Below are 24,079 nucleotides of genomic sequence, written 5' to 3' on the forward strand. Positions count from 1 at the left end.
CGTGAGCACAAATCCAAAAGATTTATTAAAAATGAACAATCCTTGGCACTTATTAGCCACAGGTTTTGGCAGTGGTTTAGCTAAATATATTCCTGGTACTATGGGAACACTGGCTGCAATTCCTTTATACCTTATTCTTGCTCAATTACCTTTTGGTTGGTATTTAGTGGCAGTATTGGTTGCTGCTATTATCGGGATCCGTATTTGTCATATAACCTCAACTGATATGAAAGTGCATGATCACGGTAGTATTGTGTGGGATGAGTTTGTCGGTTTCTGGATCACTATGGCGGTTGCGCCAACGGTATCATGGCAATGGATCTTAGCTGGTTTTATTTTATTCCGCTTTTTTGACATGTTAAAACCTTGGCCAATCAGTTGGTTGGATAAACATGTTGAAGGTGGTTTTGGTATCATGATTGATGATGTACTAGCTGGATTTATGGCAATGATATCATTATGGTTCGTTGGCTATTGGTTAGGTTTTTAACCCCTAAGCATGGTTAGTTGCCAATAAAAAAGCCATGAATAGTAATTCTATTCATGGCTTTTTTGGATCTTTTATTAATGACAATAACAGCTAATTAGTGGTTATTTAGCAAGATATTCAACAATTTGTTTCTCAATACCTGGGCCATCAATTTCTAACATGTGATGAAGTTCTGCTTGAGTACCTTGCTCAATGAAACGATCAGGTAGACCAATCGTTAACACTGGCTTAATGCATTTCTGTTGCATTAGGAACTCAATTACACCACTACCGGCACCGCCAGCAATAGCATTTTCTTCAACAGTGACGAGCACATCATGATTAGCAGCTAATTCAAGAATTAACGCTTCATCAAGTGGTTTTACAAATCGCATATCAGCAACGGTAGCATTTAAATTTTCAGCGGCATCTAAGCTATAACCGAGCATAGCACCAAAGTTTAAAATGGCCACTTTTTCACCTTGGCGACGGACAATACCCTTACCAATTTCAAGTGCTGTCATGGTGGTTTCAACCTCAGTACCAAGACCACAACCACGAGGATAACGTACTGCTGTAGGACCTTGATGCTGATGGCCGGTATAGAGCATTTGGCGACATTCGTTTTCGTCACTTGGTGCCATGATCACCATATTAGGAATACAGCGCATAAAGCTAATATCAAATGCACCTTGGTGAGTTTGACCATCAGCACCGACTAATCCGGCGCGATCAATAGCAAACATGACCGGTAAATTCATAATGGCAACATCATGGATTAGCTGATCATAGCCACGTTGTAAAAAGGTCGAGTAAATCGCCACTATTGGGTGATAACCACCAATAGCCATACCACTTGCTAAAGTAACGGCATGCTGCTCAGCGATTGCGACATCAAAATATTGGTCAGGGTATTCTTTTGAGAAGCGTACCATGCCTGAGCCTTCACGCATCGCGGGTGTAATAGCCATCAGTTTGTCATCAACGGCAGCCATGTCACACAGCCAATCGCCAAAGATTTTAGAAAACGTAGGGCTGGTATTTTTAGCTTTAGGCAGTGGTTTTTCACTTAGATCAAATTTAGGTACCGCATGGTAATTAATTGGATCTGCTTCAGCTGGCGCATAGCCTTTGCCTTTTTTGGTCATGATATGTAGAAATTGCGGCCCTTTAAGGTGACGCATATTCTTAAGTGTTTTGACTAATTCATCAATATCATGGCCATCAATAGGGCCGATATAATTAAAACCAAGCTCTTCAAACATGGTGCTTGGAACAACCATACCTTTAATGTGCTCTTCTGCACGTTTAACGATTTCTTTAATCGGTGGCGCATTAGAGAGGACTTTTTTGCCACCTTCACGAATTGACGCGTAAAAATTCCCTGCCAGTAGATGGGCTAAGTGATTGCTTAAACCACCGACATTTTCAGAAATTGACATCTCGTTGTCATTAAGAATGACGAGCATATCACTGTGTATATCACCAGCATGGTTCATGGCTTCAAATGCCATACCTGCAGTAATTGCACCATCGCCAATAACACTGACAACTTTACGGCCTAACGCTTCTTTTTCAGCAGCAATTGCCATGCCTAAACCGGCACTGATTGATGTCGATGAATGACCTACTGATAGTACATCGTACTCACTTTCGCCACGCCAAGGAAAAGGATGCAATCCGTCTTTTTGGCGAATAGTTGACATTTGATCACGACGGCCCGTTAGAATTTTATGCGGATAAGCCTGATGGCCAACATCCCAGATCACATGATCAAACGGGGTATTATAGACATAGTGAAGCGCAACGGTCAGTTCGACTGTACCGAGTCCTGAGGCAAAATGGCCGCTGGTTTGGCTTACCGTCTTGAGTAAATAAGTACGTAACTCATCACAGACTTGAGGCAGACTTTCAGCGGGCAATAATCGTAATTCATCTGGCGTATTTGCTAATGCGAGATGCGGGTATTTTGATATATCCAAAGTCATAACTGTTCGGCGCTTTTACTGATTTTAGTTATTGCGCTCGATAACATATCGGGCAAAAACTTCCAATTGATAGGTATTGTAAGGTATTGCTGCTAACGCTTGTAGTGCCTCTTGATAAAGTTGCTGCGCTTTTTGTTGTGCGCCTTCTAGCCCAAGTAGTGCTGGGTAGGTACTTTTATCAAGCTCAATATCTGAGCCTTGAGGTTTGCCTAATGTTTCAGTGTCGCTGATTACATCTAAAATGTCATCTTGAACTTGAAATGCAAGGCCTATAGCGTCGGCATACTTATCTAGCTGAGGTAGAACTTGACGTCCTTTATCGCCAGCAGCTAGTGCACCTAGGCGAACGGCACAACGGATCAATGCGCCTGTTTTGTGTTTATGTATTAATTCTAGTTGCTCAAGTCCAACATGTTGACCTTCAGCTTCTAAGTCAAGTGCTTGTCCAAGACACATGCCTGCAGCACCAGAAGCTTGTGCTAATTCAGTGACCATGGCGATACGCTGTTGATGTCCTTCTGGACTCAATCGGCCTTGGGCAATAATTTCAAAGGCTAAGGTTTGCAGAGCATCGCCGGCTAAAATAGCCATTGCTTCATCAAATGCAATATGGCAAGTCGGTTGACCACGGCGCAATGCATCGTCATCCATTGCCGGTAAATCATCATGAATTAATGAATACGCATGAATACATTCAACCGCTGCTGCAGCAGTATCGAGATCATCATAATCAACCCCAAGCATTTCGCCAGTCACGTAAGTCAGATAAGGACGTGCGCGCTTTCCGCCCAGCAGAGTACCATGCTTCATTGCTTTTAGCAGGGTTTGGTCTGAAAAAGGTTGTTTTGTTAACCAATCTATTAGGCATTGGTTATTGCGTTGTTGCAGCGTTTTCAGCGTCTGCGGTAGCGATGCACTATTCGTCATGGTTTGGCTCAAAGTCTGTTAGTGGTGCATTATCATCAGCACGTAATAAAATCTCAACGCGCTGTTCTGCTTGCGTTAACTTTAACTGACTGTTGCGAGCTAATGAAATGCCCCGCTCAAACTTCTTTAGCGCATCTTCTAACGGAATATCACCTGATTCTAGTTCATTGACAATGGCATCTAGCTCATCAAGTGCGGCTTCGAATGCCATATTTTCTGGTTTTTTTGCTGCCATATCATTTTCACTCTTATCTAAGTGCAAGAAAAATAACGTAGTGATTATCTAAGGTCAAATTATGTCACAGTAATCTGTGCCACAGACAGTAGTTTTCATCGTTGAAAGTAATAAATATCACTCAAAAGTGGTAATAAAACCCTCAATGAAACCGAATCATGGTCGATAAAGAGTTAGCTTGCAGTAGATAGCACTATTGTTTTTTTATCCTATAGCTCGCAAAGTTTATTTTATAAGGCGGTATGGTACTGCTGTTTGATGAACTCTCAATATTATCCTTATAAATTCTTGTTATATGTTAATTGGCTGTCAGATCGTTAAGGTAATAATTAACAATGGCAGTGAAGGAGATTCAGCGTGGATTTGGCAACACTTATTGGATTATTAGGTGCATTCGCTTTTATTTTGATGGCAATGTTAGTTGGCGGTGATTTGGTGATGTTTGCCGATACCTCGTCGGTATTTATCGTTATTGGTGGCAGCTTATTTGTGGTACTGATGAAATACAATGTCAGTCAGTTTTTTGGTGCTGCAAAAGTTGCGGCAAAAGCGTTTATATTTAAGACCGATAAACCCGATGATCTTATTGCTCAGATTGTCACGATGGCGGACTCTGCTCGTAAAGGGGGATTTTTAGCTTTAGAAGAAATGGAAGTAGAGAATCCGTTTTTACGTAAAGGCATTGATTTGCTGGTTGATGGTCATGATGCCGATACGGTGCGAATGATATTACGTAAAGATATTGCATTAACCAATGAACGCCATGAGCAAGGCGCTAGCATTTTTTCATCGCTTGGTGATGTCGCGCCAGCAATGGGAATGATCGGTACTCTTATAGGCTTAGTGGCGATGCTATCAAACATGGATGATCCTAAATCGATAGGGCCTGCAATGGCAGTAGCATTGTTAACCACGTTATATGGTTCGATTTTGGCAAATATGGTGGCGTTACCGATTGCTGATAAATTGATGTTACGTAAAAACGAAGAGCGCTTGAACCGCTTACTGATTCTTGATGGTGTCTTAGCGATTCAAGAAGGACAAAATCCGCGCGTGATTGATAGTTATTTAAAGAACTATCTGCATGAGAAAAAACGTCGATTGAATTTTGATGAATAAGAGCTAAGTATGGATTCTTTACCTCCACCACACAAAAAAGGCTCTCCACCATGGATGGCAACTTTTGCCGATCTGGCAACACTATTAATGTGTTTTTTTGTATTGTTGTTATCTTTTTCTGAAATGGATGTGCTGAAATTCAAACAAATTGCAGGATCGATGAAATATGCATTTGGGGTTCAAAATGTATTGGATGTTAACGATATCCCCAAAGGCACCAGTGTTATTGCACAAGAATTTCGTCCAGGGCGTCCAGAGCCAACGCCAATTGAAGTGATCATGCAGCAAACAATTGATATGACGAAACGTTCACTAGATTTTCATGATGGGGTTGCCGAGCGGGAAGGTGGTTCACGTCAAGATAGTGTGGTATTAGATGGTGGTATAAATGACAATACAGCAACCAAACAAGCCCAGCAACAGTCTCAAGCTCAACAACAAGCAGCACAAGCATTAACCCAAGCCTTAGCACGAGAAATCACTGATAACATGGTCGAAGTTGAATCATTTGGCCAACAACTAGTGATTCGTATTAAAGAAAAAGGTGCTTTCCCTGAAGGTTCGGCCTTTTTACAACCAAAATTTATCCCTCTTATTCAACAAGTCACTGAGCTGGTAAAAGATGTTCCAGGTATTATTCGTATTAGTGGTCACACTGATAATCAAGCGTTAGATTCTGAACTCTATCGTTCTAATTGGGATATATCATCTCAACGTGCGGTCTCTGTTGCTCAAGCAATGGAGCAAGTAAAAGGTTTTGATCGTAAGCGGATGCGAGTGGTTGGCATGGCTGATACTGCACCGATTGCTGATAATAAAACCGCAGCAGGACGGAGTCGTAATCGACGGGTTGAAATTTCAATTGTTCAAGGTAAGCCCCATTACTCTGAAGAAATTAGCAGCGATGAACAATAATTCTTAAATATTTAATGGCTATATTTGCTGGTTACAAAGATTGTGACTAAGGTAAACCAATATAAATGCCAATAATAATCGTGTGACTCTATAAGATAAGTGATGCTGTTAGCATATCCTTGTTTCAGTGACAGACACCTTGCTGTATAATTCGCGCCTTTAATTCCGTTTGGTACTTTATTCTGTTTGGTACTTTAGACCCAGTGAAGCGAAGTGTGTTATGAAATTTATAGTTAAACCACATCCAGAGATTTTTGTTAAAAGTGATTCAGTACGTAAGCGTTTTATCAAAATTCTTGAATCTAACCTGCGCATTATTTTAAAGCGTCAGTCTGAGTCTGTTAGTGTTTACAATCGCCGCTTCTCGTTAGAAGTGAACGAACCTGATGAAACTAAACGTGACATGGTGCTTGCTGCTTTAACGCAAACACCTGGTATTCACCACACACTTGAAGTTCAGCAGACGGAATTTACAGATCTTCATAATATCTTTGAGCAAACTCTTGCACTTGTGGGTGAGAGCCTTGAAGGTAAAACATTCTGTGTACGCGCTAAACGTGTCGGTCAACATGACTTTACTTCGATTGAAGCTGAACGTTATGTCGGCGGTGGTCTTAATCAAGCGATTGAGTCTGCAAAAGTAAGACTTAAAAAGCCTGATATTACGGTTAATATCGAGATTGAGCATAATTTGCTTAACCAAGTATTATTCCGCCATAAAGGCTTAGGTGGTTTCCCTCTAGGAACACAAGAAGACGTATTAAGCCTTATTTCAGGCGGCTTTGACTCAGGCGTTTCAAGCTATCTACATATTAAACGCGGCAGTAAAGTCCATTACTGTTTCTTTAATCTTGGTGGTCCAGTGCATGAGATCGGTGTTAAGCAAGTTGCTCACTTCTTATGGCAAAAATACGGTTCATCTGCCAAAGTTAAATTTATCGCGGTTGATTTTGATCCAGTTGTAGGTGAGATCTTAGAAAAAGTTGACGATGGCCAAATGGGTGTGATCCTAAAACGTATGTTTATGCGTGCTGCGGGTCGTATTGCTGATAAATTTGGTATTCAAGCATTAGTGACAGGTGAAGCGTTAGGTCAGGTTTCTAGCCAAACACTGACTAATCTGCGCATGATTGATAACGTGACTGATTCGTTAATTCTTCGTCCGCTAATTAACTGGGATAAAGAAGATATTATCGATTTATCTCGTCAGATTGGTACTGAAGATTTTGCGGCGACAATGCCTGAATTCTGTGGTGTGATCTCAAAGAGCCCGACCGTTAAAGCAGTAAAATCAAAGCTTGAGATTGAAGAATCAAAGTTTGATTTTACTATTCTGGATCGCGTTATAGACGAGGCACGAGTGATGGATATTCGTGAAATCGAAAAGCAGAGCCAAGAACAAGCCCCTGAAGTTGAACTTGTAGAGCAAATCTCAACGGATGCTATTGTGCTTGATATTCGTAGCCCAGATGAAGAAGATGAAAACCCACTTGAGTTAGATGGCGTAGAAGTGAAGCATATTCCATTCTATAAGCTAGCAACTCAGTTTGGCGACTTACCAAAAGAAAAGACTTACTTACTTTACTGTGCACACGGTGTGATGAGTCGTTTACAAGCCTTATACTTGAAAGAGAATGGCTTTGATAACGTGAAAGTCTATCGTCCACGCTAATTTAAGCGAACGAGTAACTCGATTGCTTTGTTTAAATTAAGTTATTCGCTGCGCTAAAAAAGCCCTCAATATGATGATTTCAATTGAGGGCTTTTTTTATGCCTGTTTTATGTTAAAGCTGACGTTAACGTTCAGGCATAACGTCGTAATGCATGTTTGGCCATACCACCATTGATTCAGCAATTGTTGCTGTTGTGGCTTTGTTAGTCAGTTGAGTAACAAGATCTAATGCAAATTCTTGGGCAGTACCTGGGCCTTGGCTGGTTAATAATCGAGCCTGTTTATCATATACCACCCGTTTAGGTCGTAATTGTGCCGCTGGAATTTGATGATGGAAAGCAGGGTGACAGGTCATTAACGCTTTAGTAAACATGTCATTAGCGGCAAACATAATTGCAGGTGTGGCACAAATAGCAGCAATTAACTTACCGTCATAGTGATGCTGTTTAACAAACTCGACCACTAATGGGCTATCTCGAAAATGCTCGGCACCTGCAACGCCGCCAGGTAATACCACCGCATCAAATTGATCATCAGCAATGGTAATTAATGCTGTATCTGCCACCAATTTAATGCCACGTGAGCCATCAACAATCAATGCACCATCTTCAGCAGCGCTGGCAACCGTTACATCAAATTGAGCCCGTTTTAAAATAGCGATAGTGTTGATCGCTTCCATTTCCTCAGTGCCGGGGGCAATACAAACGACAATACGAGGACATAATTCATTCATGGTTTTGTGACTCCATGTTTTTAATCGCCAGCCACAATTGTTTATTGACTGGAGTGTCAATGTGGTGGCGCTGAGCTTGTTGGACTAAATAACCGTTAATATAATCGATTTCTGTTAAGCGATGATGGAAAATATCACGATTCATTGAGGAATAATTAGTAGATGTTGCAGCAATAACGCTATCGACTTGGTGACGTAATTGTTGTGACGTCGTACTAACACCTTCAGCTGTCATAACTTGTGCGACTTCTGCGCAAATAGCGTCAAGTTGGGCTTGATAACAGCTTTGGGCTAAGTCACCGTTAGAGCATTGGTTAACCGCTGTTAATGGGTTAATGGCACAATTAATAGCCAGTTTCTGCCACAGCGGTTGATAGATATTGGGATGCCATTGGCTAGGGAATAATGCGTTGTTAAACATCTCTGCAATATGGGATTGAGATTGTGCTTGCTCATTTATTGCACCCAGCCATGTTTGCCCTAAGCCGGTATGGTGAATAGTTGTCGAGGTGGGTTTGAAAGCCGCTTGAGAGGTGGTGGCATAGACAATTGGATTTTGGGGTAATAGTTGCTGAACTTGTTGTTGGCTACCAATGCCATTGTGCATAATAACCACTACACAGTTGCTATTTAAATAAGGCAGTAGTGGTGTTAGAGCGGCTGTAACTTGAAATGCTTTTACGGTAACGATAACCATGTTACTGGCAGCGAGAGCATGCGAGTCATTGCAACTAAAACGATAGTCAGTAGTGATTGTTGGTGAGTTTAATTCACTAAAATGCACAATTATTTCAGGGGTTGAATCTCTGGTCCATAATTGCACATTATGCTGTTGTTGAGTTAATTTTACCGCCCATAATGTGCCAATAGCACCTGCACCTACCAAGGTTATGTTCACAGTTGAATCCGTTATTAGCCTAATTTATGACATCATAACATTGTGGTTAATCGCGACGATCAAAAAAGGCGCTATCAGCGCCTTTTAGTTTAAATCGTAATTCTATTTATTTGGAATAATTAGAAATTATATTTAACAGTGTAGATCATTGCGTTTTGGTTGCCTGATGTACCTAGCTTGTTAAACGCGTAACGGTATTGAATACCTGTGGTTACGTTTTCTGTCGCGTTCCACCATAATGCAACCGCGCCGTTAGCTGTAACATGATCGCCTTCACCAGCAACAATCATGTATTTATCGTTACGACCAAACTCAGACTCGTGCCAGTTGCTGATCATGAACTTCTCGCCAAAAGCATTGAAGTTGTAACCTGCACTCCAACCAAACATACCGCCGTTCATGCCAGTGAAAGATGAAGGAGTTTTCCAATCAGCTGAAGTCATGGTGTGGTGGAAGCCAATGAATGGGTTAAAGAACCAGCCATCACCATTAAATGCGTAAGATAGACCTAATACGTTATTTTGAGCAGTAAAACCATCGCTATTAGTGTTATAAATTTGACCGTATACACGTAGTTCAGCAATACCAGTTTTGTAAGCGATAGAACCTTTAATTGATGTACGTGCTTTATCTGAACCTTGATCTGCATTTTCTAAGTCAGCAAAGCCATATAGCTCACCCCAAGTAAAGCCAGCACCGCCTTCAAGCTCAAGGTACCAGAAATCTTTTTGGTGACCAGCACGCTCCTCGGTGCCATTAGACCAATCTAAGTAGTTTACACTCATATCACCGAAACCATATAGGTATTCAGCTTGGGCTGGGAAAGTAGTTGCTGCTGCTACAACGCTTAATGCTACTAGTGATTTGCGCATTTTTTCTCTCGCTCATGTTGGTCTAAATAGTTGGGATTTTGGCCGCCCCGTTTTGTTGGCGCTGATTCTAGTGTTTTATTTCACGTTTGGGAATGTAACGATTGCGCAATCCTTTGCTATTTGTGATCGCGATCCAATGTAATCGATTGCAGTGGGTGGTAAGTGTGAGGTTGATCCATTAATGAATCACTAATCTGAACTTTATATAGGCTGAATAGACTAAGGCTGTCGCAATGTTGAATGGTTTTTTTAGACAGGAGTGAAAAGGAAGTTAGTGCTTAAATGACTAACTTCCTCAGTGGTATTTTTTATAAAAAATAGTTAAGGCTGGTGAGTGGGAGTAGCCACAATATTAAGTGCAGAGTTATTTGCTAATAGACGAATTAATATCAGTACCGGAATACCCATTAATGCGGTGGTGAAGAAAAATACATTATAGCCAAAGTGATCAATATAGACTCCAGAAAACCCGGCAATAAATTTAGGGAATAGCACCATTATTGAGCTAAAGAGTGCGTACTGGGTAGCAGAGAAAGCAACATTGGTTAAGCTTGACATAAAAGTAATAAATGCCGCTGTTGCAATGCCAGCGCCAAGGTTGTCTGCTGATATAACCACGGTTAGCATTTCGATATTATTACCGACATAGCTAAAGACGATAAACAATAAATTGGTAATCGCTGATAATATCGCGCCAAGTGCTAATATTTTAAGAGTGCCAAATTTACTAACGAGAATCCCGCCCAGACCCGCGCCTGCAATGGTCATTATGACCCCGAAAATTTTTGAGACGGAAGCAACTTCATTTTTAGTGAAGCCCATATCGACGTAAAACACATTGGCCATCACGCCCATCACAATATCGGAAATACGGTAACAGCTGATCAGCAGTAATATAAGTAGTGCATTTTTGCCATAACGTTGAAAGAAATCTCGAAACGGCATAATAACAGCGGTGTAAAACCAGGCGCTTAAATTAGCATAATGTTTGTTATAACCTTTACCGATAAGTTGCTGTTTATATTCTTTTTCTATAGTGTTTATAGCGCTATTATCAATGGTGGGTTCTTTGACAATAAGTGTTGTCACTACACCAATTAGCATCATTGCAGCCATAATGAAGTAGGCGCTTTTCCAGCCACTAGGATCATAACCAGTGTCTGAGCCAAACCATGCTGCAAAGGCTAATGCGCCCGCGCCCGCCATGATCATCGCTAAGCGGTAACCAGCTAAATAGGTTGCTGATAATGCTGCTTGCATTCTTTCTGTTGCCAATTCAATACGAAAAGCATCAATGACGATATCTTGAGTTGCAGAGGCAAAAGCAACCATGATGGCGAAAATTGCAAACTTGAACAAATCAGTTTGCGGATTACTTAATGCCATACCACACAATGATAAAATAATCACAATTTGGGAAAATAGCATCCAGCCACGGCGACGCCCAAATAAACGTGAAAAAATAGGTAATGGAAATCGATCAACGAGAGGTGACCATGCCCATTTAAAACCATATGCTAAGGCGACCCAGCTAAAAAAGCCAATGCTGGTTTTACTAACATCAGCCTCACGTAGCCAAAATGATAAAGTACCAAACACTAATAAGATCGGTAATCCGGATGAAAACCCAAGAGCTAACATGATCAAGGCTTTTGGGTTGGCGTAAACGCGCCAGCCTTGTGGATGTTGTTGAGGTGCTGCTGTATCCATATTTTCCTCTGAAAACCAACTAACAATACCCATCGCTAGCGTACTGAATATTTAAGATTTTTTACTATAAAATTCAAGCTTAGCAGCTCTAAATATGGGCTGCTATCAAAAACAATAATATCCATATCGACTTAATGGTTATCAGACAAATATTTTACTATTTAATTCTGTTTTATCGAAGATTTAGATAAATAAATAACATTAGGGGCGACTTATCGCTGCTACGTTAGGGGATGGGCCTATATTGAGTAAATAACAACTGAGGGTGGCGATTTTGTGTCGAATAAAACGATCGCCAAGTAACTGGTAATCGCTAATACCCGTTACTGTTTGTACTAAAGACCAATAACTGGCTTCATAATTATTGGCGGGTAATAGGTTGTCGTGGGGAAGTAGCCACCATTGTGCGAGTTGATGATTAACTAAGTTTTGTAGCTGGGCGTAGGTAATATCACCATGGCTACCCGCAATGGCTTTGAGTGCCAAAACAGGCGCATTATCGACAATAAATTGTTGTAAATATTGTTCTTGTTCTGATATTGCTGGACGATTATAAGCAAGTGTTAACATAGACGTCACCTGTAACGTGAGTGATTACGTACAGGTGACGTAACCACATTATTTAATGACTTTCATCGCTTCAATAATAATTGGTTGCTGTGGAATATCACTCATACCTGTGCGGGGATCTTTAGTTGTTGGTATGGTTGCCATTTTTTGTACCACAGGAAAGCCTTTTATTACCTTACCAAATACAGCATAGCCTGTTCGGCTACCTTGAGTATTTAAGAAATCATTATTTGCGAGGTTGATATAGAACTGACGTGTAGCTGAGTTTGGGTTTTGAGTGCGTGCCATTGCAATAGTTGCAATATTATTTGGCAAGCCGTTATCCGCTTCGTTTTTAATCGGTGGGTAGCTTGGGCGCTGTTTTAATGCTTGATCAAAGCCACCACCTTGCGCCATAAAACCAGGAATAACACGATGGAAAATAGTACCTACATAACTGCCATCATCAACATAGCGTAAAAAGTTTTTAGTCGTGATAGGGGCTTTGGCTTCATTTAATTCAATAGTAAATGGACCTAAATTGGTGGTAACCAGTACTTTAGTGGCGGCGCTAACGGGCAATGCAACCAGTAAGCAAAGTGCTAATAAAAAACGTGACATTATACATTCTCCATAAGGTATTTATTTAATTCATTGTCATGGGCAATTTCATTAAGTACTGAATCCATGAGCTTATTCATGCTGGTAGCAATATCACTTTCAGACGCTTTTAATGCATCTTCACGGCTAGAACGGCCTGCGTAACGTTTAATAAATTGGCCGTCAGGGGTATTAATCGTGAGCTGTAATTGTAACTCACTGTGCATATTGTATTTTACCAACCCTTGTTTAACAGTAACTAAGGCTTTTTCAACGGTAATCGCCATGGTTGATGTTGCGTTGTCAGTAATACTAAACCCTTGCCCTGTGAGTTGCTGTGCTAGAGCTTGGCGTAGTGTTGTTGAAACTGGCTGTTGTGGTTGAATAATTTGTACATTTTCAGTGCCGCTATCAATCGCGGCAATATAACTATTTGGTGCTTTATCAGTACTGCTAAGGTTGAGCGCTTTATGGTTTGCCCACGGTTGTGCGGTAAATACAGCCGTTGGCGTTAATGCCAATGGTGGTGAGGGTTGTGAAGCAGCACAAGCGGTTAGTATTAATGTTGATGCTAGAATAATGTATTTTTTAATCATAAAGCATTCCCTTTGCTTATCTGTGAGTATCAGTAATTATTGCCGCTTAAATATCTATTTTAACGACAATAATGATAGAGTTATTTTGTAGCTCGTAGCACAACAAATTTATCGTTATTACCAATAGTATCGACTTTAGTAAAAATACGATTTAACTTTTCGTGATATTTTAGTTGGCGGTTACCAATAATGATTAATTCACCATTTTGGCGTAAAACCCGCTGCGCATCACAAAACATTTGCCAAGCAATGTGGTCAGTTATAGTGTTATTTTGATGAAACGGTGGATTACATAATACTAAATCAGCACTTTGATTAGTAAAATTATCTAGACAGTTAGCTACCATTACATCAAATTTATCAATGTTGGTAAGGTTTATTTGTGCGTTCTCTCGACAAGATGCCGTCGCCATAAAACTTTCATCGACACAAGTAACATTTGCTTGTGGGTTTAAACGTGCAGCTTTAATGCCAATAACACCATTACCACAACCTAGATCGATAATATCTTGATATTGAGGCTTTGATGGAATGAAATCTAATAAAAAGCGGCCACCAATATCTAAACTATCACTTGAGAATACATTGGCATAATTAGTGATAGTTAAATCATGCTCTGGCACTGTCCACGTTGTTGGTTGCGGCATCGGTGCTGCTAATGATTTATTAACGGTGGTAAAAATTAACCGTGCTTTTTTAACGGCTAGTGAGGTTTTGGTCTCACCTAAGTATTTTTCAAAGAGTTTTAATGTTGAAGAGTGAATGTCTTTTACTTTACCTGCACTAATGACCACACAATCGGCTGGCAATAGATGACACAATTGCTGGAGTTGCCAACTGAGTAAGCGATTATTTTTAGGTTGCTTAATTAACACTAATTGCGGGTTCGTGGGCAAATCTGCGAGGCAATCAATAATAGTAATTGCGGGTAGGTTATTATCATTGAGATTATTGATAATCGCTTGCTGAGTGATGAATGAGTCAGTGACAGTTGTGACTTGCCCTTGTTCTGCAAACCAACAACTTAATGCACCAAAATTATCATTAAGGATCAATATTGGTCGTTGAGGTTCAAGCGTCATTGAATGACAATGATTGATCAAATATTCATCTGCGGCATCCCATGCTTGCAGGGTTTCATTTTTACGTACAGGAAAACGGGTTAGCGTTAAAGTACGTTGGTGCAAGGTTAGCTCTGGTTTCATTAATAATAACTTTCAAGTATGTTGGCGAAATAAGAAAGCATTTTCGCAGAACAGTGAAACGCTTGAAAGGAAATCTATCAAGTTAACGCCATAATAATGACTCATTGGTGGCGTTAATAGTAAAAATCGCTTTTTTAGCTGAGGATATTATGATTCAAACCCAAATTGAAGCCAAGTTAGCCGATACTTTTGATCCTGTGCATCTTAAGGTAATTAATGAAAGTTACATGCACAATGTACCTGAAGGCTCTGAAAGCCATTTCAAAGTAGTGATTGTCAGTACGCAATTTGAAGGACAACGGCTTATTACGCGCCACCGTGCTGTAAATCAGTGTTTAGCTGACGAGTTAGCAAATCATATTCATGCACTTGCAATTCATACTTATACTGAATCAGAGTGGCAGCAACAATTGAATGCACCAGCATCACCACAATGCCATGGCGGCTCAACACTTGATAAGTGATAAGTGTCGCTATTTGACAAAAGCCGTTAACAAAGCGGCTTTTTTTATGTCATTTTGAAAGGCTTACAATGCTAACAGTGATGGGTTGAGGTTATGGATATAATGTTAACAGCATCATCTAAATAATACCGACTTTCTCATGGTTGATAATAATTTTGTCATTATGTTGAAAACATGTGTTGATGGGTGGTGTTTTTTGCAGCGTTGTTAATGAAATGGTTGTTTTTTAAAATTCATATTTATGTAAAAATATTCTGTAAATGTGCAGTTGATCATATTTCTCAGTTAATAAATCTATTGCGTCTTGTTTGTTGCTTGGTTTTCACTCGGAATCGCGTGGATTACCATAGAAAAAACGAGTTAATTAGTGGTAGAATCGCGGGCTGAAAAATTACTTGCTCATTGATGTTTGTAGCGAGATAGTTAACTGGATGTTGCGATACGGAGTCGTTTAGTGATCGTTGTCACTGCCTGTTCATCGATATCAGGCCAAGGAACGTAGTGTCTTAATTACGCAATATGAAAATTCTTTTTTCCCTTTAATGTAGTGCAAGTGCGTATGATTACAATAAAAAAGGGTTTGGATATCCCAATCTCAGGGACTCCAGCCCAGGCGATACACGATGGCAATGCCATTTCTAAAGTCGCCTTGCTTGGCGAAGAATATGTTGGTATGCGTCCTACAATGCATACTCGCGTAGGGGATGTAGTGAAAAAAGGTCAGGTTCTTTTTGAAGATAAAAAGAATCCGGGTGTTAAATTCACTGCTCCAGCTAGCGGCAAGGTAGTTGAAGTTAACCGTGGTGCTAAACGCGTTCTACAATCAGTAGTTATTGATGTAGAAGGTAATGAGCAGATCACGTTTAACAAATATGAATCGACGCAATTAGCACAGTTAGATCGTGCTGTTGTGGTTGATCAATTAGTTGAATCAGGTATGTGGACAGCGCTTCGTACGCGCCCGTTCAGTAAAGTACCTGCTGTTGGCTCAGAATCGAAAGCGATTTTTGTTACTGCGATGGATACTAATCCACTAGCAGCTAACCCAGAAATTATCATCAATGAGCAAAGTGATGCATTCATTGCTGGTCTAACTGTGCTTTCTCGTTTGACTAGTGGCAAAGTTTACGTGTGTAAATCAGGTGCAAGCCTACCTCGTTCTGCGCAAGCAAATGTTGAAGAGCACGTATTTAACGGTCCACACCCAGCAGGTTTAGCCGGTACACATATTCATATGTTGTTCGGTGCTGATGCCAAAAATATTGCATGGAATATCAATTACCAAGACGTGATTGCGTTTGGTCAGTTATTCCTTACTGGTGAAATTTTCACTGATCGTGTGGTTGCGCTTGCTGGTCCTGTTGTGACTAACCCACGTTTAGTACGTACACAAATTGGTGCATCTATTACTGATCTAACCGATTCAGAAATGATGCCAGGTCAAATTCGTGTGCTATCAGGTTCAGTACTTAATGGTGTGAAAGCAGAAGGTGTCCATGGATACCTTGGTCGTTACCATCTACAAGTTTCTGCACTACGTGAAGGCTATGAAAAAGAATTCTTAGGTTGGATTGTTCCTGGTAAGAATAAGTTTTCTGTTACTCGCGCATTTATGAGCCAGTTCTTCCCTGGTCAGTTGTTCAATATGACAACAACGACTAACGGTAGTGAACGTGCAATGGTACCAATCGGTAATTATGAAAAAGTAATGCCGCTTGATATTGAGCCAACATTATTACTGCGTGATTTATGCGCTGGTGATATTGACAGTGCACAACAGTTGGGCTTACTAGAATTAGATGAAGAAGATCTAGCTTTATGTACGTTCGTGTGTCCTGGTAAATATGAGTTTGGTCCAATGCTTCGTGAGTGTTTGGACAAAATTGAGAAGGAAGGGTAATTCATGGGTTTCAAGAATTTCCTCGAAGATATCGAGCACCACTTTGAACCAGGTGGTAAGCATGAGCGTTGGTTTGCGTTATATGAAGCGTTTGCCACTCTTATGTATACGCCAGGTCAAGTGACGCGTTCATCTGCGCACGTGCGTGACAGTATCGATCTAAAACGTATCATGATCATGGTATGGTTTGCAGTTTTCCCAGCAATGTTCTGGGGTATGTACAACGTGGGTGATCAAGCAATTGCTGGTCTAAACCACTTATACACTGCCGACAAACTAACAGCAGTGATTGCTGCTGACTGGCATTACTGGTTTACCCAAATGCTTGGCGGTACGCTATCGGCGTCTGCTGGTTGGGGTAGCAAGATGCTCCTAGGTGCAACATATTTCCTTCCAATCTACGCAGTAGTATTTGCGGTAGGTGGTTTCTGGGAAGTGTTGTTCTGTATGGTGCGTAAGCACGAAGTTAACGAAGGTTTCTTCGTAACCTCAATCTTATTTGCTTTGATCGTTCCGCCAACACTACCACTTTGGCAAGCAGCTTTAGGTATTACCTTTGGTGTCGTTGTCGCAAAAGAAATTTTTGGTGGTACCGGTCGTAACTTCCTTAACCCAGCACTTGCTGGTCGTGCTTTCCTATTCTTCGCATACCCAGGTCAGATTTCTGGCGACCTAGTATGGAATGCGGCAGATGGTTTCTCTGGCGCGACACCACTAAGTCAGTGGTCTCAAGGTGGTCAAGCAGACGTAGTTAACACTATTACTGGTCAATCAATCACTTGGATGGACGCTTTCGTTGGTCATCTTCCAGGTTCAATTGGTGAAGTATCAACACTAGCTATCCTTATTGGTGGCGCATTTATTGTTATTATGGGCATTGCTTCATGGCGTATTATCGCTGGTACAATGATCGGTATGATCGTTGCTGCAACCCTATTTAACATTATTGGTTCAGATACTAACCCAATGTTCAACATGCCTTGGCAGTGGCACCTAGTTCTTGGTGGCTTTGCGTTTGGTATGATGTTTATGGCGACAGATCCAGTATCAGCTGCGTTCACCAATAAAGCAAAATGGTGGTATGGCGCATTGATCGGTGCAATGGCTGTAATGGTACGTGTAGTTAACCCTGCATATCCAGAAGGTATGATGCTAGCGATTCTATTTGCTAACCTATTTGCACCTCTATTTGACAACCTAGTTGTTCAAGGCAACATCAAACGGAGACTGGCTCGTCATGGCAAGTAATAAGGATAGCTTCTCAAGAACGCTGATTTTTGTAGTGGTATTGAGCCTTGTATGTTCAATTATCGTATCTACAGCAGCCGTTGTTCTACGTCCTAAGCAACAAGAAAATGCGGTACTAGACGTACAACGCAATATTCTTGCTGTTGCAGGTCTGCTAAATAAAGACACTAACATCAAGCAAACGTACAACCAGTTTATCGAGCCTAAGCTTGTAAACATTGATACGGGCAACTATGTTGCTGAAGTTGCTGGTGAAAATGCAGATAAATACAATCAACGTGCTGCAGCGAAAAATCCAGCCGAATCTATTGCGCTTCCAGCCAATGAAGATTTCGCTAAGATTATTCGTCGTGCAAACGTCGCGACTGTATATCTTGTAAAAGATGCTGCTGGTAAGTTAACTAAAGTTATTTTACCTATCCACGGTAACGGTTTATGGTCAATGATGTATGCATTTGTTGCGGTTGCAACTGATGGTAATACTATTGACGGCATCACTTACTACGATCAGGCGGAAACTCCTGGACTAGGTGGTGAAGTTGAAAACCCAACATGGCGTGAGCAGTTTGTTGGTAAGAAGTTGTACGATATGAACTTCAAACCCGCAATTAAAATCCTTAAAGGTGGCGCACCTGTAGGTACTGATCACCAAGTTGATGGTCTTTCTGGTGCAACGCTAACAAGTAATGGCGTACAGCATACCTTCGATTTCTGGTTCGGTGCACAGGGCTTTGGTCCTTACCTTGCTAAGTTACGTGCAGGAGATCTGAATAATGGCTGATACTAAAGAAATGAAAAAGATCCTATTTGGACCTTTTATCAGCAATAACCCAATTGCATTACAAATTCTTGGTGTTTGTTCAGCGTTAGCGGTAACTACTAAGTTAGAAACTGCGTTTGTAATGACAATTGCAGTAACATTGGTAACTGCATTTTCGAACTTCTTCGTATCATTAGTTCGAAATCAAATTCCAAATAGCGTGCGTATTATTGCGCAAATGGCGATTATCGCATCATTGGTAATCGTGGTTGACGAAGTATTACGTGCATACCTTTACGATGTATCAAAGCAACTTTCTGTATTCGTTGGTTTGATCATTACTAACTGTATCGTAATGGGTCGTGCGGAAGCATACGCAATGAAATCAGCACCAGTACCCGCATTTATTGATGGTATCGGTAACGGTTTAGGTTACGGTTTTGTACTTATTACTGTGGCTTTCTTCCGTGAGCTTTTAGGCTCTGGTAAGTTATTTGGTATGCAGGTATTGCCACTGGCTTCTGATGGCGGTTGGTATCACCCGAACGGTCTAATGCTGTTGGCTCCTTCTGCGTTCTTCCTAATTGGTTTCATGATCTGGATTATTCGTACTTTCCGTCCAGAACAAGTAGAAGCGAAGGAGTAAGAGGAATATGGAACATTATATTAGCCTATTGATTCGCTCGATCTTTATCGAGAACATGGCATTATCTTTCTTCTTGGGTATGTGTACTTTCCTAGCGGTATCTAAGAAAGTTAAGACCTCTTTTGGTCTAGGTGTTGCGGTAATCGTAGTACTTACATTATCTGTACCGCTAAACAATCTTGTGTACAACTATGTACTTAAAGATGGTGCAATTTTCCCAGGTGTTGACCTTACCTTCTTGAACTTTATTACGTTCATCGGTGTGATCGCGGCATTGGTTCAGATCCTTGAAATGGTTCTTGATCGTTTCTTCCCGCCGCTATACAACGCATTGGGTATTTTCTTACCGTTGATCACAGTTAACTGTGCAATCTTCGGTGGTGTATCTTTCATGGTGCAGCGTGATTACAACTTCACAGAATCAATCGTATACGGCTTCGGTTCTGGTGTTGGTTGGATGTTAGCAATTGTTGCGCTTGCGGGTATCCGTGAGAAGATGAAATACTCAGATGTACCTGCGGGTCTTCGTGGTTTAGGTATTACCTTTATCACTGTTGGTCTTATGGCGTTAGGCTTTATGTCTTTCTCTGGCGTACAGCTGTAATCAGGATAAGGAAGGAATAGTCAATGGATATTATTCTTGGCGTAGGCATGTTTACCTTGATTATCCTGGCTCTAGTTTTAGTGATTTTATTCGCTAAATCTAAGCTAGTACCATCAGGTGACATTACTATCTCAGTAAACGGCGATCCAGAAAAAGCGATCACTACAGGTGCGGGCGGTAAACTACTGAATGCACTTTCAGCTAACGGTATTTTCGTATCATCAGCATGTGGTGGCGGTGGCTCTTGTGGTCAGTGTCGTGTAAAAGTTAAATCTGGTGGTGGTGATATTCTACCAACAGAACTTGATCACATTTCTAAAGGTGAAGCACGTGAAGGCGAACGTCTAGCGTGTCAGGTTAACGTTAAATCTGACATGGATATCGAGCTTCCTGAAGAAATTTTTGGTGTGAAGAAGTGGGAATGTACTGTTATTTCTAACGATAACAAAGCAACCTTCATCAAAGAGCTTAAGCTACAAATTCCGGATGGCGAAACAGTACCTTTCCGTGCTGGTGGTTACATTCAGATTGAAGCGCCTGCTCACCACATCAAATACTCAGACTTTGATGTACCAGAAGAGTACCGTGGCGATTGGGATAAGTTTAACTTGTTCCGCTACGAGTCTAAGGTTGATGAAGATATCATCCGTGCTTACTCAATGGCTAACTACCCAGAAGAGTTCGGTATTATTATGCTAAACGTGCGTATTGCTACGCCGCCGCCTAATAATCCAGATGTTGCTCCTGGTCAAATGTCATCATTCATCTGGTCACTTAAAGAAGGTGATAAGTGTACTATTTCTGGTCCTTTCGGTGAGTTCTTCGCGAAAGACACTGAAAATGAAATGGTATTCGTAGGTGGTGGTGCTGGTATGGCGCCAATGCGTTCACATATCTTTGACCAACTTAAGCGTCTACACTCTAAGCGTAAGATGTCTTACTGGTACGGTGCACGTTCTAAGCGTGAAATGTTCTATGAAGAAGATTTCGATGCACTAGCAGCTGAAAACCCTAACTTCGTATGGCATTGTGCATTGTCTGATCCACAGCCTGAAGATAACTGGGATGGCTACACTGGCTTTATTCACAACGTCCTTTATGAAAACTACTTACGTGATCATGAAGCACCAGAAGATTGTGAGTACTACATGTGTGGTCCACCAATGATGAACGCAGCTGTTATCAGCATGCTAAAAGATCTTGGTGTTGAAGATGAAAACATTCTATTGGATGATTTCGGTGGCTAATCGTTAGCCCTTCACCTTGCAAGAAGGCTGGCCTTTAAGGTCAGCCTTTTTCATTATTAATGCATAGTAATGTTATTTTTATTGTGGTTATTGTCGGTTAGTAATGACTAACTATCGTCACTAGAGTAAAAATCACCTTTATTTCATTGGAGTAGTTGAATGAAAATGTTCCTTATTCGGGCTGTGTTTGTCTTCACAGCACTATTGTCAGTTAGCGGGTGTAGTGATCAGCGGCAGCAAATCACCATTAATGGCTCGACAATGGGAACCTATTATTCAATTAAAATAATTAACCAACAAGGTTTGCCGCCAGCAAAAGAGATTCAACAAGAAATTGATCGTCGCTTAGAGTTAGTTAACGATCAAATGTCGACTTACCGTCCACAATCTGAATTGAGTTTATTTAACAAAGCACCTTCGAATAAACCGTTCCCTGTATCAGCAGCAACCGCGAAAGTGATCGCTGAAGCCCTACGCATATCGAAAGTCAGCAATGGCGCTTATGATGTAACCGTTGGTCCGGTGGTGAATTTGTGGAGCTTTGGTCCTGAAGCACGTCCAGAATCAATTCCAACCGATAAAGATATTAAAAACCGGTTGTCAGAAGTGGGTTATCAACATTTACAAGTGTTAGCGGGTAATAAGCTGATTAAAGATGAAGCTAAACTGTATGTTGATTTATCGTCTATCGCAAAAGGCTATGGAGTCGATGTGGTGGCTGATTATCTAAAAGACGATCTACATGTCAAAAACTTCATGGTCGATGTTGGTGGTGAATTACGTCTACAAGGTAAAAATAAAGCCAATATCTTATGGCGCATTGCAGTTGAAAAACCAGTTGAAAACGAACGAGCAGTGCAAGAGATTCTGCAAGCGGGTAATATGGCGATAGCAACATCGGGTGATTACCGTAATTACTTTGATGAGAATGGAGTTCGTTACTCGCATTTGATTAATCCTAAAACTGGCCGTCCAATTGATAATCATGTAGTGTCGGTAACGGTTATTGCACCGTCATGTATGACAGCGGATGCTTACGCGACGACATTCTCTGTCATGGGAGAGGATGAATCAATTGCATTAGCAAACCAACAAAATATTCCTGTAATGTTGATTGTAAAAACCAAAGATGGCTTTGTTGAATACAAATCAAATACCTTTGAGCAATACGTAGATAAAAAATAATAGAGGCATCTATGGCAACTTATTTAGTAACATTTGCTGTTTTCCTACTGGTTATTATCGCAATGGCCGTAGGGTATATTTTCCAACGTAAATCAGTAAGCGGTAGTTGTGGTGGCTTAGATGGGATTGGGATCGCTAAAGAATGTGATTGTCCTGAACCTTGTGACGCACGTAAAAAGCGTGAAGCACGTGCAGCACGTCAAGCTGAATGGAAAAAGAATCAGATTATCTAATCGATTTTAAGATTTAGGTGAGTCATTACTTACCTTGAAGCCTAAGTATGACGACAGAAGTTATACTTAGGCTTTTTTATAGCATGATTATTGGACCAAACAATTACGCCCCTGTTGTTTTGCTAAATAGAGCTTATCATCAGCTTGTTTAATGAGATGATCGAGTGAGTTACACGCATAAGTAACGCCAATACTGATCGTGACTTTAATGTGTGCTTTTCGGTAAGGAATAGTTAGCGTTTCAATGCGAGTGCGCACTAACTCTAATGTTTGTAAAAAAACATCTGGGTCGCCATGATAATAAATACAAAACTCCTCTCCGCCAAAGCGAGCCACTATTGCTTCTGAAAAATGAGCGGCAATAATTTTGCTGATAGTTACCAGTACTGCATCACCACCATCATGACCGTAGGTATCATTGACGGTTTTAAAATGGTCAATATCAATCATAGCGATATTTTTCCAAGTTTTGGTCGTGGGGATATTGGCAAAAAAATAGCGCCGGTTCCAAAGTCCGGTGAGAGTATCTTGATTAGCCATTTTGTAGAGCTGTTTAACATTATCTTTTATATTTAACATATGATGAATTCGACAATAAAATTCTTCTTGGTTAAATGGTTTATATAAAAAATCGTTAGCGCCCGCTTTGAGAAACTGTGCGGTTAAAGTGTGATCATTACTGGCTGATAAGCCTAATATCGCAATATCATTACGATGATATTGATGGCGAACTTCTTGGATCATGCTGATCCCATCTTTTTTGGGCATATCATTATCAGTAATAATTAAACTGATATTGTCTGTTGTTGTTAACAATGCCAGTGCTTGCTCACCATTCTCAGCCTCAATAACAGTAAGGTTTTGTTTTTTTAGTAATTGACAGATATAACGCCTGATTGTCGGAGAGTCTTCGACCACTAAAGCTTTATGACCGATATTAGCTTTTAAACGTTGTAGTAATGGGATCAGGTAGGCTACAGATGTTGCATTGTCTTTTAATAAGTAATCTAAAACCCCTGTGGTTAAGACTTGTTCTTTAATATGGTTATTATATTGTGCGCTTAGTACGATGGATTTTAGGCCATAACTTAATACCGTATCGATAACCTCACCATTTGGAGCATCAGGTAAGCAATAATCTAAAATTGCGCAAAAGAAAGTGTGTGGTTGTATTAGTAAGGTTTGTGCTTGTCGTTGTGTTGTAGCAAAAACGGCTTCAAACCCTGCTTGCTGAAGTTGATTTTTTAGGTAATGACGGAATGTACGACTGTCTTCAACAACCAGCACTTGGTAGGGCACATTAA

At 40.7% G+C, this 24,079-nt stretch carries 25 protein-coding genes; 13 read left to right on the forward strand and 12 right to left on the reverse strand.

Translation table 11 applies throughout. The annotated features are described in order from the left end of the window. The first annotated feature begins 1 nt into the window (after nucleotide 1). Complete coding sequence (pgpA, locus tag PAND9192_RS00080; protein WP_082732193.1) at nucleotides 2–490, forward strand: phosphatidylglycerophosphatase A; 489 nt, start codon at nucleotides 2–4, stop codon at nucleotides 488–490. 101 nt (nucleotides 491–591) lie between these two features. Here the strand turns inward: pgpA and dxs are convergent, their stop codons facing one another. Genes dxs through xseB form a run of 3 tightly spaced genes read right to left on the reverse strand, consistent with a single transcriptional unit; the run spans nucleotide 592 to nucleotide 3,619 of the window. Beyond that, a complete protein-coding gene (gene dxs, locus PAND9192_RS00085; protein WP_087852055.1) occupies nucleotides 592–2,457 on the reverse strand; it encodes a 1-deoxy-D-xylulose-5-phosphate synthase in 1,866 nt (621 codons plus the stop codon). 24 nt (nucleotides 2,458–2,481) lie between these two features. Continuing rightward, on the reverse strand, nucleotides 2,482–3,384 hold the full coding sequence (gene ispA, locus PAND9192_RS00090) for a (2E,6E)-farnesyl diphosphate synthase (protein ID WP_087852056.1): 903 nt from the start codon (nucleotides 3,382–3,384) through the stop codon (nucleotides 2,482–2,484). Further along, nucleotides 3,374–3,619, reverse strand: a complete 246-nt coding sequence (gene xseB, locus PAND9192_RS00095; RefSeq protein ID WP_060999473.1) for an exodeoxyribonuclease VII small subunit — start codon at nucleotides 3,617–3,619, stop codon at nucleotides 3,374–3,376. The genes ispA and xseB overlap by 11 nt, the downstream gene beginning before the upstream one ends. Nucleotides 3,620–3,976: 357 nt before the next feature. Here xseB and pomA point away from each other — a divergent pair, with 357 nt between their 5' ends. The 3 genes from pomA (at nucleotide 3,977) to thiI (ending at nucleotide 7,325) form a co-directional block, all read left to right on the forward strand. Beyond that, complete coding sequence (gene pomA / locus PAND9192_RS00100) at nucleotides 3,977–4,738, forward strand: flagellar motor protein PomA (protein WP_065166542.1); 762 nt, start codon at nucleotides 3,977–3,979, stop codon at nucleotides 4,736–4,738. A gap of 9 nt (nucleotides 4,739–4,747) precedes the next feature. Then, nucleotides 4,748–5,653 (forward strand): flagellar motor protein MotB, encoded by a 906-nt coding sequence (locus PAND9192_RS00105; RefSeq protein WP_087852057.1) that lies wholly within the window; start codon nucleotides 4,748–4,750, stop codon nucleotides 5,651–5,653. Nucleotides 5,654–5,873: 220 nt separating this feature from the next. Further along, nucleotides 5,874–7,325 (forward strand): tRNA uracil 4-sulfurtransferase ThiI, encoded by a 1,452-nt coding sequence (gene thiI, locus PAND9192_RS00110; protein WP_060999478.1) that lies wholly within the window; start codon nucleotides 5,874–5,876, stop codon nucleotides 7,323–7,325. Nucleotides 7,326–7,449: 124 nt separating this feature from the next. Here thiI and PAND9192_RS00115 read toward each other — a convergent pair whose 3' ends face one another. The 8 genes from PAND9192_RS00115 to PAND9192_RS00150 all read right to left on the reverse strand — a co-directional run bounded on the left by PAND9192_RS00115 (nucleotide 7,450) and on the right by PAND9192_RS00150 (nucleotide 14,488). Beyond that, nucleotides 7,450–8,058 (reverse strand): DJ-1 family glyoxalase III, encoded by a 609-nt coding sequence (locus PAND9192_RS00115; protein WP_087852058.1) that lies wholly within the window; start codon nucleotides 8,056–8,058, stop codon nucleotides 7,450–7,452. Then, on the reverse strand, nucleotides 8,051–8,956 hold the full coding sequence (gene panE, locus PAND9192_RS00120; protein WP_087852059.1) for a 2-dehydropantoate 2-reductase: 906 nt from the start codon (nucleotides 8,954–8,956) through the stop codon (nucleotides 8,051–8,053). The genes PAND9192_RS00115 and panE overlap by 8 nt, the downstream gene beginning before the upstream one ends. A 119-nt stretch (nucleotides 8,957–9,075) precedes the next feature. Then, entirely contained in the window at nucleotides 9,076–9,828 is a 753-nt protein-coding gene (locus PAND9192_RS00125; protein ID WP_087852060.1) for an outer membrane protein OmpK, read from the reverse strand. A gap of 321 nt (nucleotides 9,829–10,149) precedes the next feature. Then, complete coding sequence (locus PAND9192_RS00130; protein WP_087852061.1) at nucleotides 10,150–11,538, reverse strand: AmpG family muropeptide MFS transporter; 1,389 nt, start codon at nucleotides 11,536–11,538, stop codon at nucleotides 10,150–10,152. A gap of 201 nt (nucleotides 11,539–11,739) precedes the next feature. Next, complete coding sequence (locus PAND9192_RS00135; protein WP_087852062.1) at nucleotides 11,740–12,108, reverse strand: hypothetical protein; 369 nt, start codon at nucleotides 12,106–12,108, stop codon at nucleotides 11,740–11,742. Nucleotides 12,109–12,156: 48 nt separating this feature from the next. Next, the gene (locus PAND9192_RS00140; RefSeq protein WP_087852063.1) at nucleotides 12,157–12,708 is read right to left on the reverse strand and encodes a peptidylprolyl isomerase; all 552 of its coding nucleotides are present in this window, start codon (nucleotides 12,706–12,708) and stop codon (nucleotides 12,157–12,159) included. Then, nucleotides 12,708–13,283, reverse strand: coding sequence for a YajG family lipoprotein (locus tag PAND9192_RS00145; protein ID WP_087852064.1), 576 nt, complete (start codon nucleotides 13,281–13,283; stop codon nucleotides 12,708–12,710). Before PAND9192_RS00145 ends, PAND9192_RS00140 begins: the two co-directional genes overlap by 1 nt. Nucleotides 13,284–13,363: 80 nt before the next feature. Then, nucleotides 13,364–14,488 carry a methyltransferase gene (locus PAND9192_RS00150; protein WP_087852065.1) on the reverse strand — a complete coding sequence of 375 codons (1,125 nt, stop codon included), beginning with the start codon at nucleotides 14,486–14,488 and terminating at the stop codon, nucleotides 13,364–13,366. 149 nt (nucleotides 14,489–14,637) lie between these two features. Between PAND9192_RS00150 and bolA the strand changes: the two genes are divergently transcribed. The 9 genes from bolA to nqrM all read left to right on the forward strand — a co-directional run bounded on the left by bolA (nucleotide 14,638) and on the right by nqrM (nucleotide 22,775). After that, nucleotides 14,638–14,952 (forward strand): transcriptional regulator BolA, encoded by a 315-nt coding sequence (gene bolA / locus PAND9192_RS00155; protein WP_087852860.1) that lies wholly within the window; start codon nucleotides 14,638–14,640, stop codon nucleotides 14,950–14,952. A 559-nt stretch (nucleotides 14,953–15,511) separates the two neighbouring features. Further along, the gene (locus tag PAND9192_RS00160) at nucleotides 15,512–16,852 is read left to right on the forward strand and encodes a Na(+)-translocating NADH-quinone reductase subunit A (RefSeq protein WP_087852861.1); all 1,341 of its coding nucleotides are present in this window, start codon (nucleotides 15,512–15,514) and stop codon (nucleotides 16,850–16,852) included. A 3-nt stretch (nucleotides 16,853–16,855) separates the two neighbouring features. Then, the gene (locus PAND9192_RS00165; RefSeq protein WP_045031167.1) at nucleotides 16,856–18,100 is read left to right on the forward strand and encodes an NADH:ubiquinone reductase (Na(+)-transporting) subunit B; all 1,245 of its coding nucleotides are present in this window, start codon (nucleotides 16,856–16,858) and stop codon (nucleotides 18,098–18,100) included. Continuing rightward, entirely contained in the window at nucleotides 18,090–18,881 is a 792-nt protein-coding gene (locus PAND9192_RS00170) for a Na(+)-translocating NADH-quinone reductase subunit C (protein ID WP_087852066.1), read from the forward strand. Before PAND9192_RS00165 ends, PAND9192_RS00170 begins: the two co-directional genes overlap by 11 nt. Then, on the forward strand, nucleotides 18,874–19,506 hold the full coding sequence (locus tag PAND9192_RS00175; RefSeq protein ID WP_065166531.1) for an NADH:ubiquinone reductase (Na(+)-transporting) subunit D: 633 nt from the start codon (nucleotides 18,874–18,876) through the stop codon (nucleotides 19,504–19,506). The genes PAND9192_RS00170 and PAND9192_RS00175 overlap by 8 nt, the downstream gene beginning before the upstream one ends. A 7-nt stretch (nucleotides 19,507–19,513) precedes the next feature. Next, on the forward strand, nucleotides 19,514–20,110 hold the full coding sequence (gene nqrE, locus PAND9192_RS00180) for an NADH:ubiquinone reductase (Na(+)-transporting) subunit E (protein WP_036795777.1): 597 nt from the start codon (nucleotides 19,514–19,516) through the stop codon (nucleotides 20,108–20,110). Nucleotides 20,111–20,133: 23 nt separating this feature from the next. Beyond that, nucleotides 20,134–21,357, forward strand: a complete 1,224-nt coding sequence (nqrF, locus tag PAND9192_RS00185; RefSeq protein WP_087852067.1) for an NADH:ubiquinone reductase (Na(+)-transporting) subunit F — start codon at nucleotides 20,134–20,136, stop codon at nucleotides 21,355–21,357. A 159-nt stretch (nucleotides 21,358–21,516) separates the two neighbouring features. Then, nucleotides 21,517–22,542, forward strand: coding sequence for an FAD:protein FMN transferase (locus tag PAND9192_RS00190; protein ID WP_087852068.1), 1,026 nt, complete (start codon nucleotides 21,517–21,519; stop codon nucleotides 22,540–22,542). Between the two features lie 11 nt (nucleotides 22,543–22,553). Then, nucleotides 22,554–22,775, forward strand: a complete 222-nt coding sequence (gene nqrM, locus PAND9192_RS00195; protein WP_060999509.1) for a (Na+)-NQR maturation NqrM — start codon at nucleotides 22,554–22,556, stop codon at nucleotides 22,773–22,775. Between the two features lie 87 nt (nucleotides 22,776–22,862). Here nqrM and PAND9192_RS00200 read toward each other — a convergent pair whose 3' ends face one another. Then, complete coding sequence (locus PAND9192_RS00200) at nucleotides 22,863–24,074, reverse strand: GGDEF domain-containing response regulator (protein ID WP_087852069.1); 1,212 nt, start codon at nucleotides 24,072–24,074, stop codon at nucleotides 22,863–22,865. Nucleotides 24,075–24,079 lie beyond the last annotated feature (5 nt).

It is taken from the genome of Photobacterium andalusiense (assembly GCF_900185625.1).
GTDB classification, from domain to species: Bacteria; Pseudomonadota; Gammaproteobacteria; order Enterobacterales; family Vibrionaceae; genus Photobacterium; species Photobacterium aquimaris.

Excerpts from the sequence above, each read along its gene's own strand:
- PAND9192_RS00165 (WP_045031167.1), top strand. The coding sequence starts at position 16,856 with ATGGGTTTCAAGAATTTCCTCGAAGATATCGAGCACCACTTTGAACCA.
- thiI (WP_060999478.1), top strand. The coding sequence starts at position 5,874 with ATGAAATTTATAGTTAAACCACATCCAGAGATTTTTGTTAAAAGTGAT.
- PAND9192_RS00125 (WP_087852060.1), bottom strand. The coding sequence starts at position 9,828 with ATGCGCAAATCACTAGTAGCATTAAGCGTTGTAGCAGCAGCAACTACT.
- bolA (WP_087852860.1), top strand. The coding sequence starts at position 14,638 with ATGATTCAAACCCAAATTGAAGCCAAGTTAGCCGATACTTTTGATCCT.
- PAND9192_RS00130 (WP_087852061.1), bottom strand. The coding sequence starts at position 11,538 with ATGGATACAGCAGCACCTCAACAACATCCACAAGGCTGGCGCGTTTAC.
- nqrE (WP_036795777.1), top strand. The coding sequence starts at position 19,514 with ATGGAACATTATATTAGCCTATTGATTCGCTCGATCTTTATCGAGAAC.
- PAND9192_RS00145 (WP_087852064.1), bottom strand. The coding sequence starts at position 13,283 with ATGATTAAAAAATACATTATTCTAGCATCAACATTAATACTAACCGCT.
- PAND9192_RS00150 (WP_087852065.1), bottom strand. The coding sequence starts at position 14,488 with ATGAAACCAGAGCTAACCTTGCACCAACGTACTTTAACGCTAACCCGT.
- PAND9192_RS00175 (WP_065166531.1), top strand. The coding sequence starts at position 18,874 with ATGGCTGATACTAAAGAAATGAAAAAGATCCTATTTGGACCTTTTATC.
- ispA (WP_087852056.1), bottom strand. The coding sequence starts at position 3,384 with ATGACGAATAGTGCATCGCTACCGCAGACGCTGAAAACGCTGCAACAA.
- nqrF (WP_087852067.1), top strand. The coding sequence starts at position 20,134 with ATGGATATTATTCTTGGCGTAGGCATGTTTACCTTGATTATCCTGGCT.
- PAND9192_RS00115 (WP_087852058.1), bottom strand. The coding sequence starts at position 8,058 with ATGAATGAATTATGTCCTCGTATTGTCGTTTGTATTGCCCCCGGCACT.
- PAND9192_RS00105 (WP_087852057.1), top strand. The coding sequence starts at position 4,748 with ATGGATTCTTTACCTCCACCACACAAAAAAGGCTCTCCACCATGGATG.
- PAND9192_RS00190 (WP_087852068.1), top strand. The coding sequence starts at position 21,517 with ATGAAAATGTTCCTTATTCGGGCTGTGTTTGTCTTCACAGCACTATTG.
- nqrM (WP_060999509.1), top strand. The coding sequence starts at position 22,554 with ATGGCAACTTATTTAGTAACATTTGCTGTTTTCCTACTGGTTATTATC.
- PAND9192_RS00170 (WP_087852066.1), top strand. The coding sequence starts at position 18,090 with ATGGCAAGTAATAAGGATAGCTTCTCAAGAACGCTGATTTTTGTAGTG.
- PAND9192_RS00160 (WP_087852861.1), top strand. The coding sequence starts at position 15,512 with ATGATTACAATAAAAAAGGGTTTGGATATCCCAATCTCAGGGACTCCA.
- PAND9192_RS00140 (WP_087852063.1), bottom strand. The coding sequence starts at position 12,708 with ATGTCACGTTTTTTATTAGCACTTTGCTTACTGGTTGCATTGCCCGTT.
- PAND9192_RS00135 (WP_087852062.1), bottom strand. The coding sequence starts at position 12,108 with ATGTTAACACTTGCTTATAATCGTCCAGCAATATCAGAACAAGAACAA.
- xseB (WP_060999473.1), bottom strand. The coding sequence starts at position 3,619 with ATGGCAGCAAAAAAACCAGAAAATATGGCATTCGAAGCCGCACTTGAT.
- dxs (WP_087852055.1), bottom strand. The coding sequence starts at position 2,457 with ATGACTTTGGATATATCAAAATACCCGCATCTCGCATTAGCAAATACG.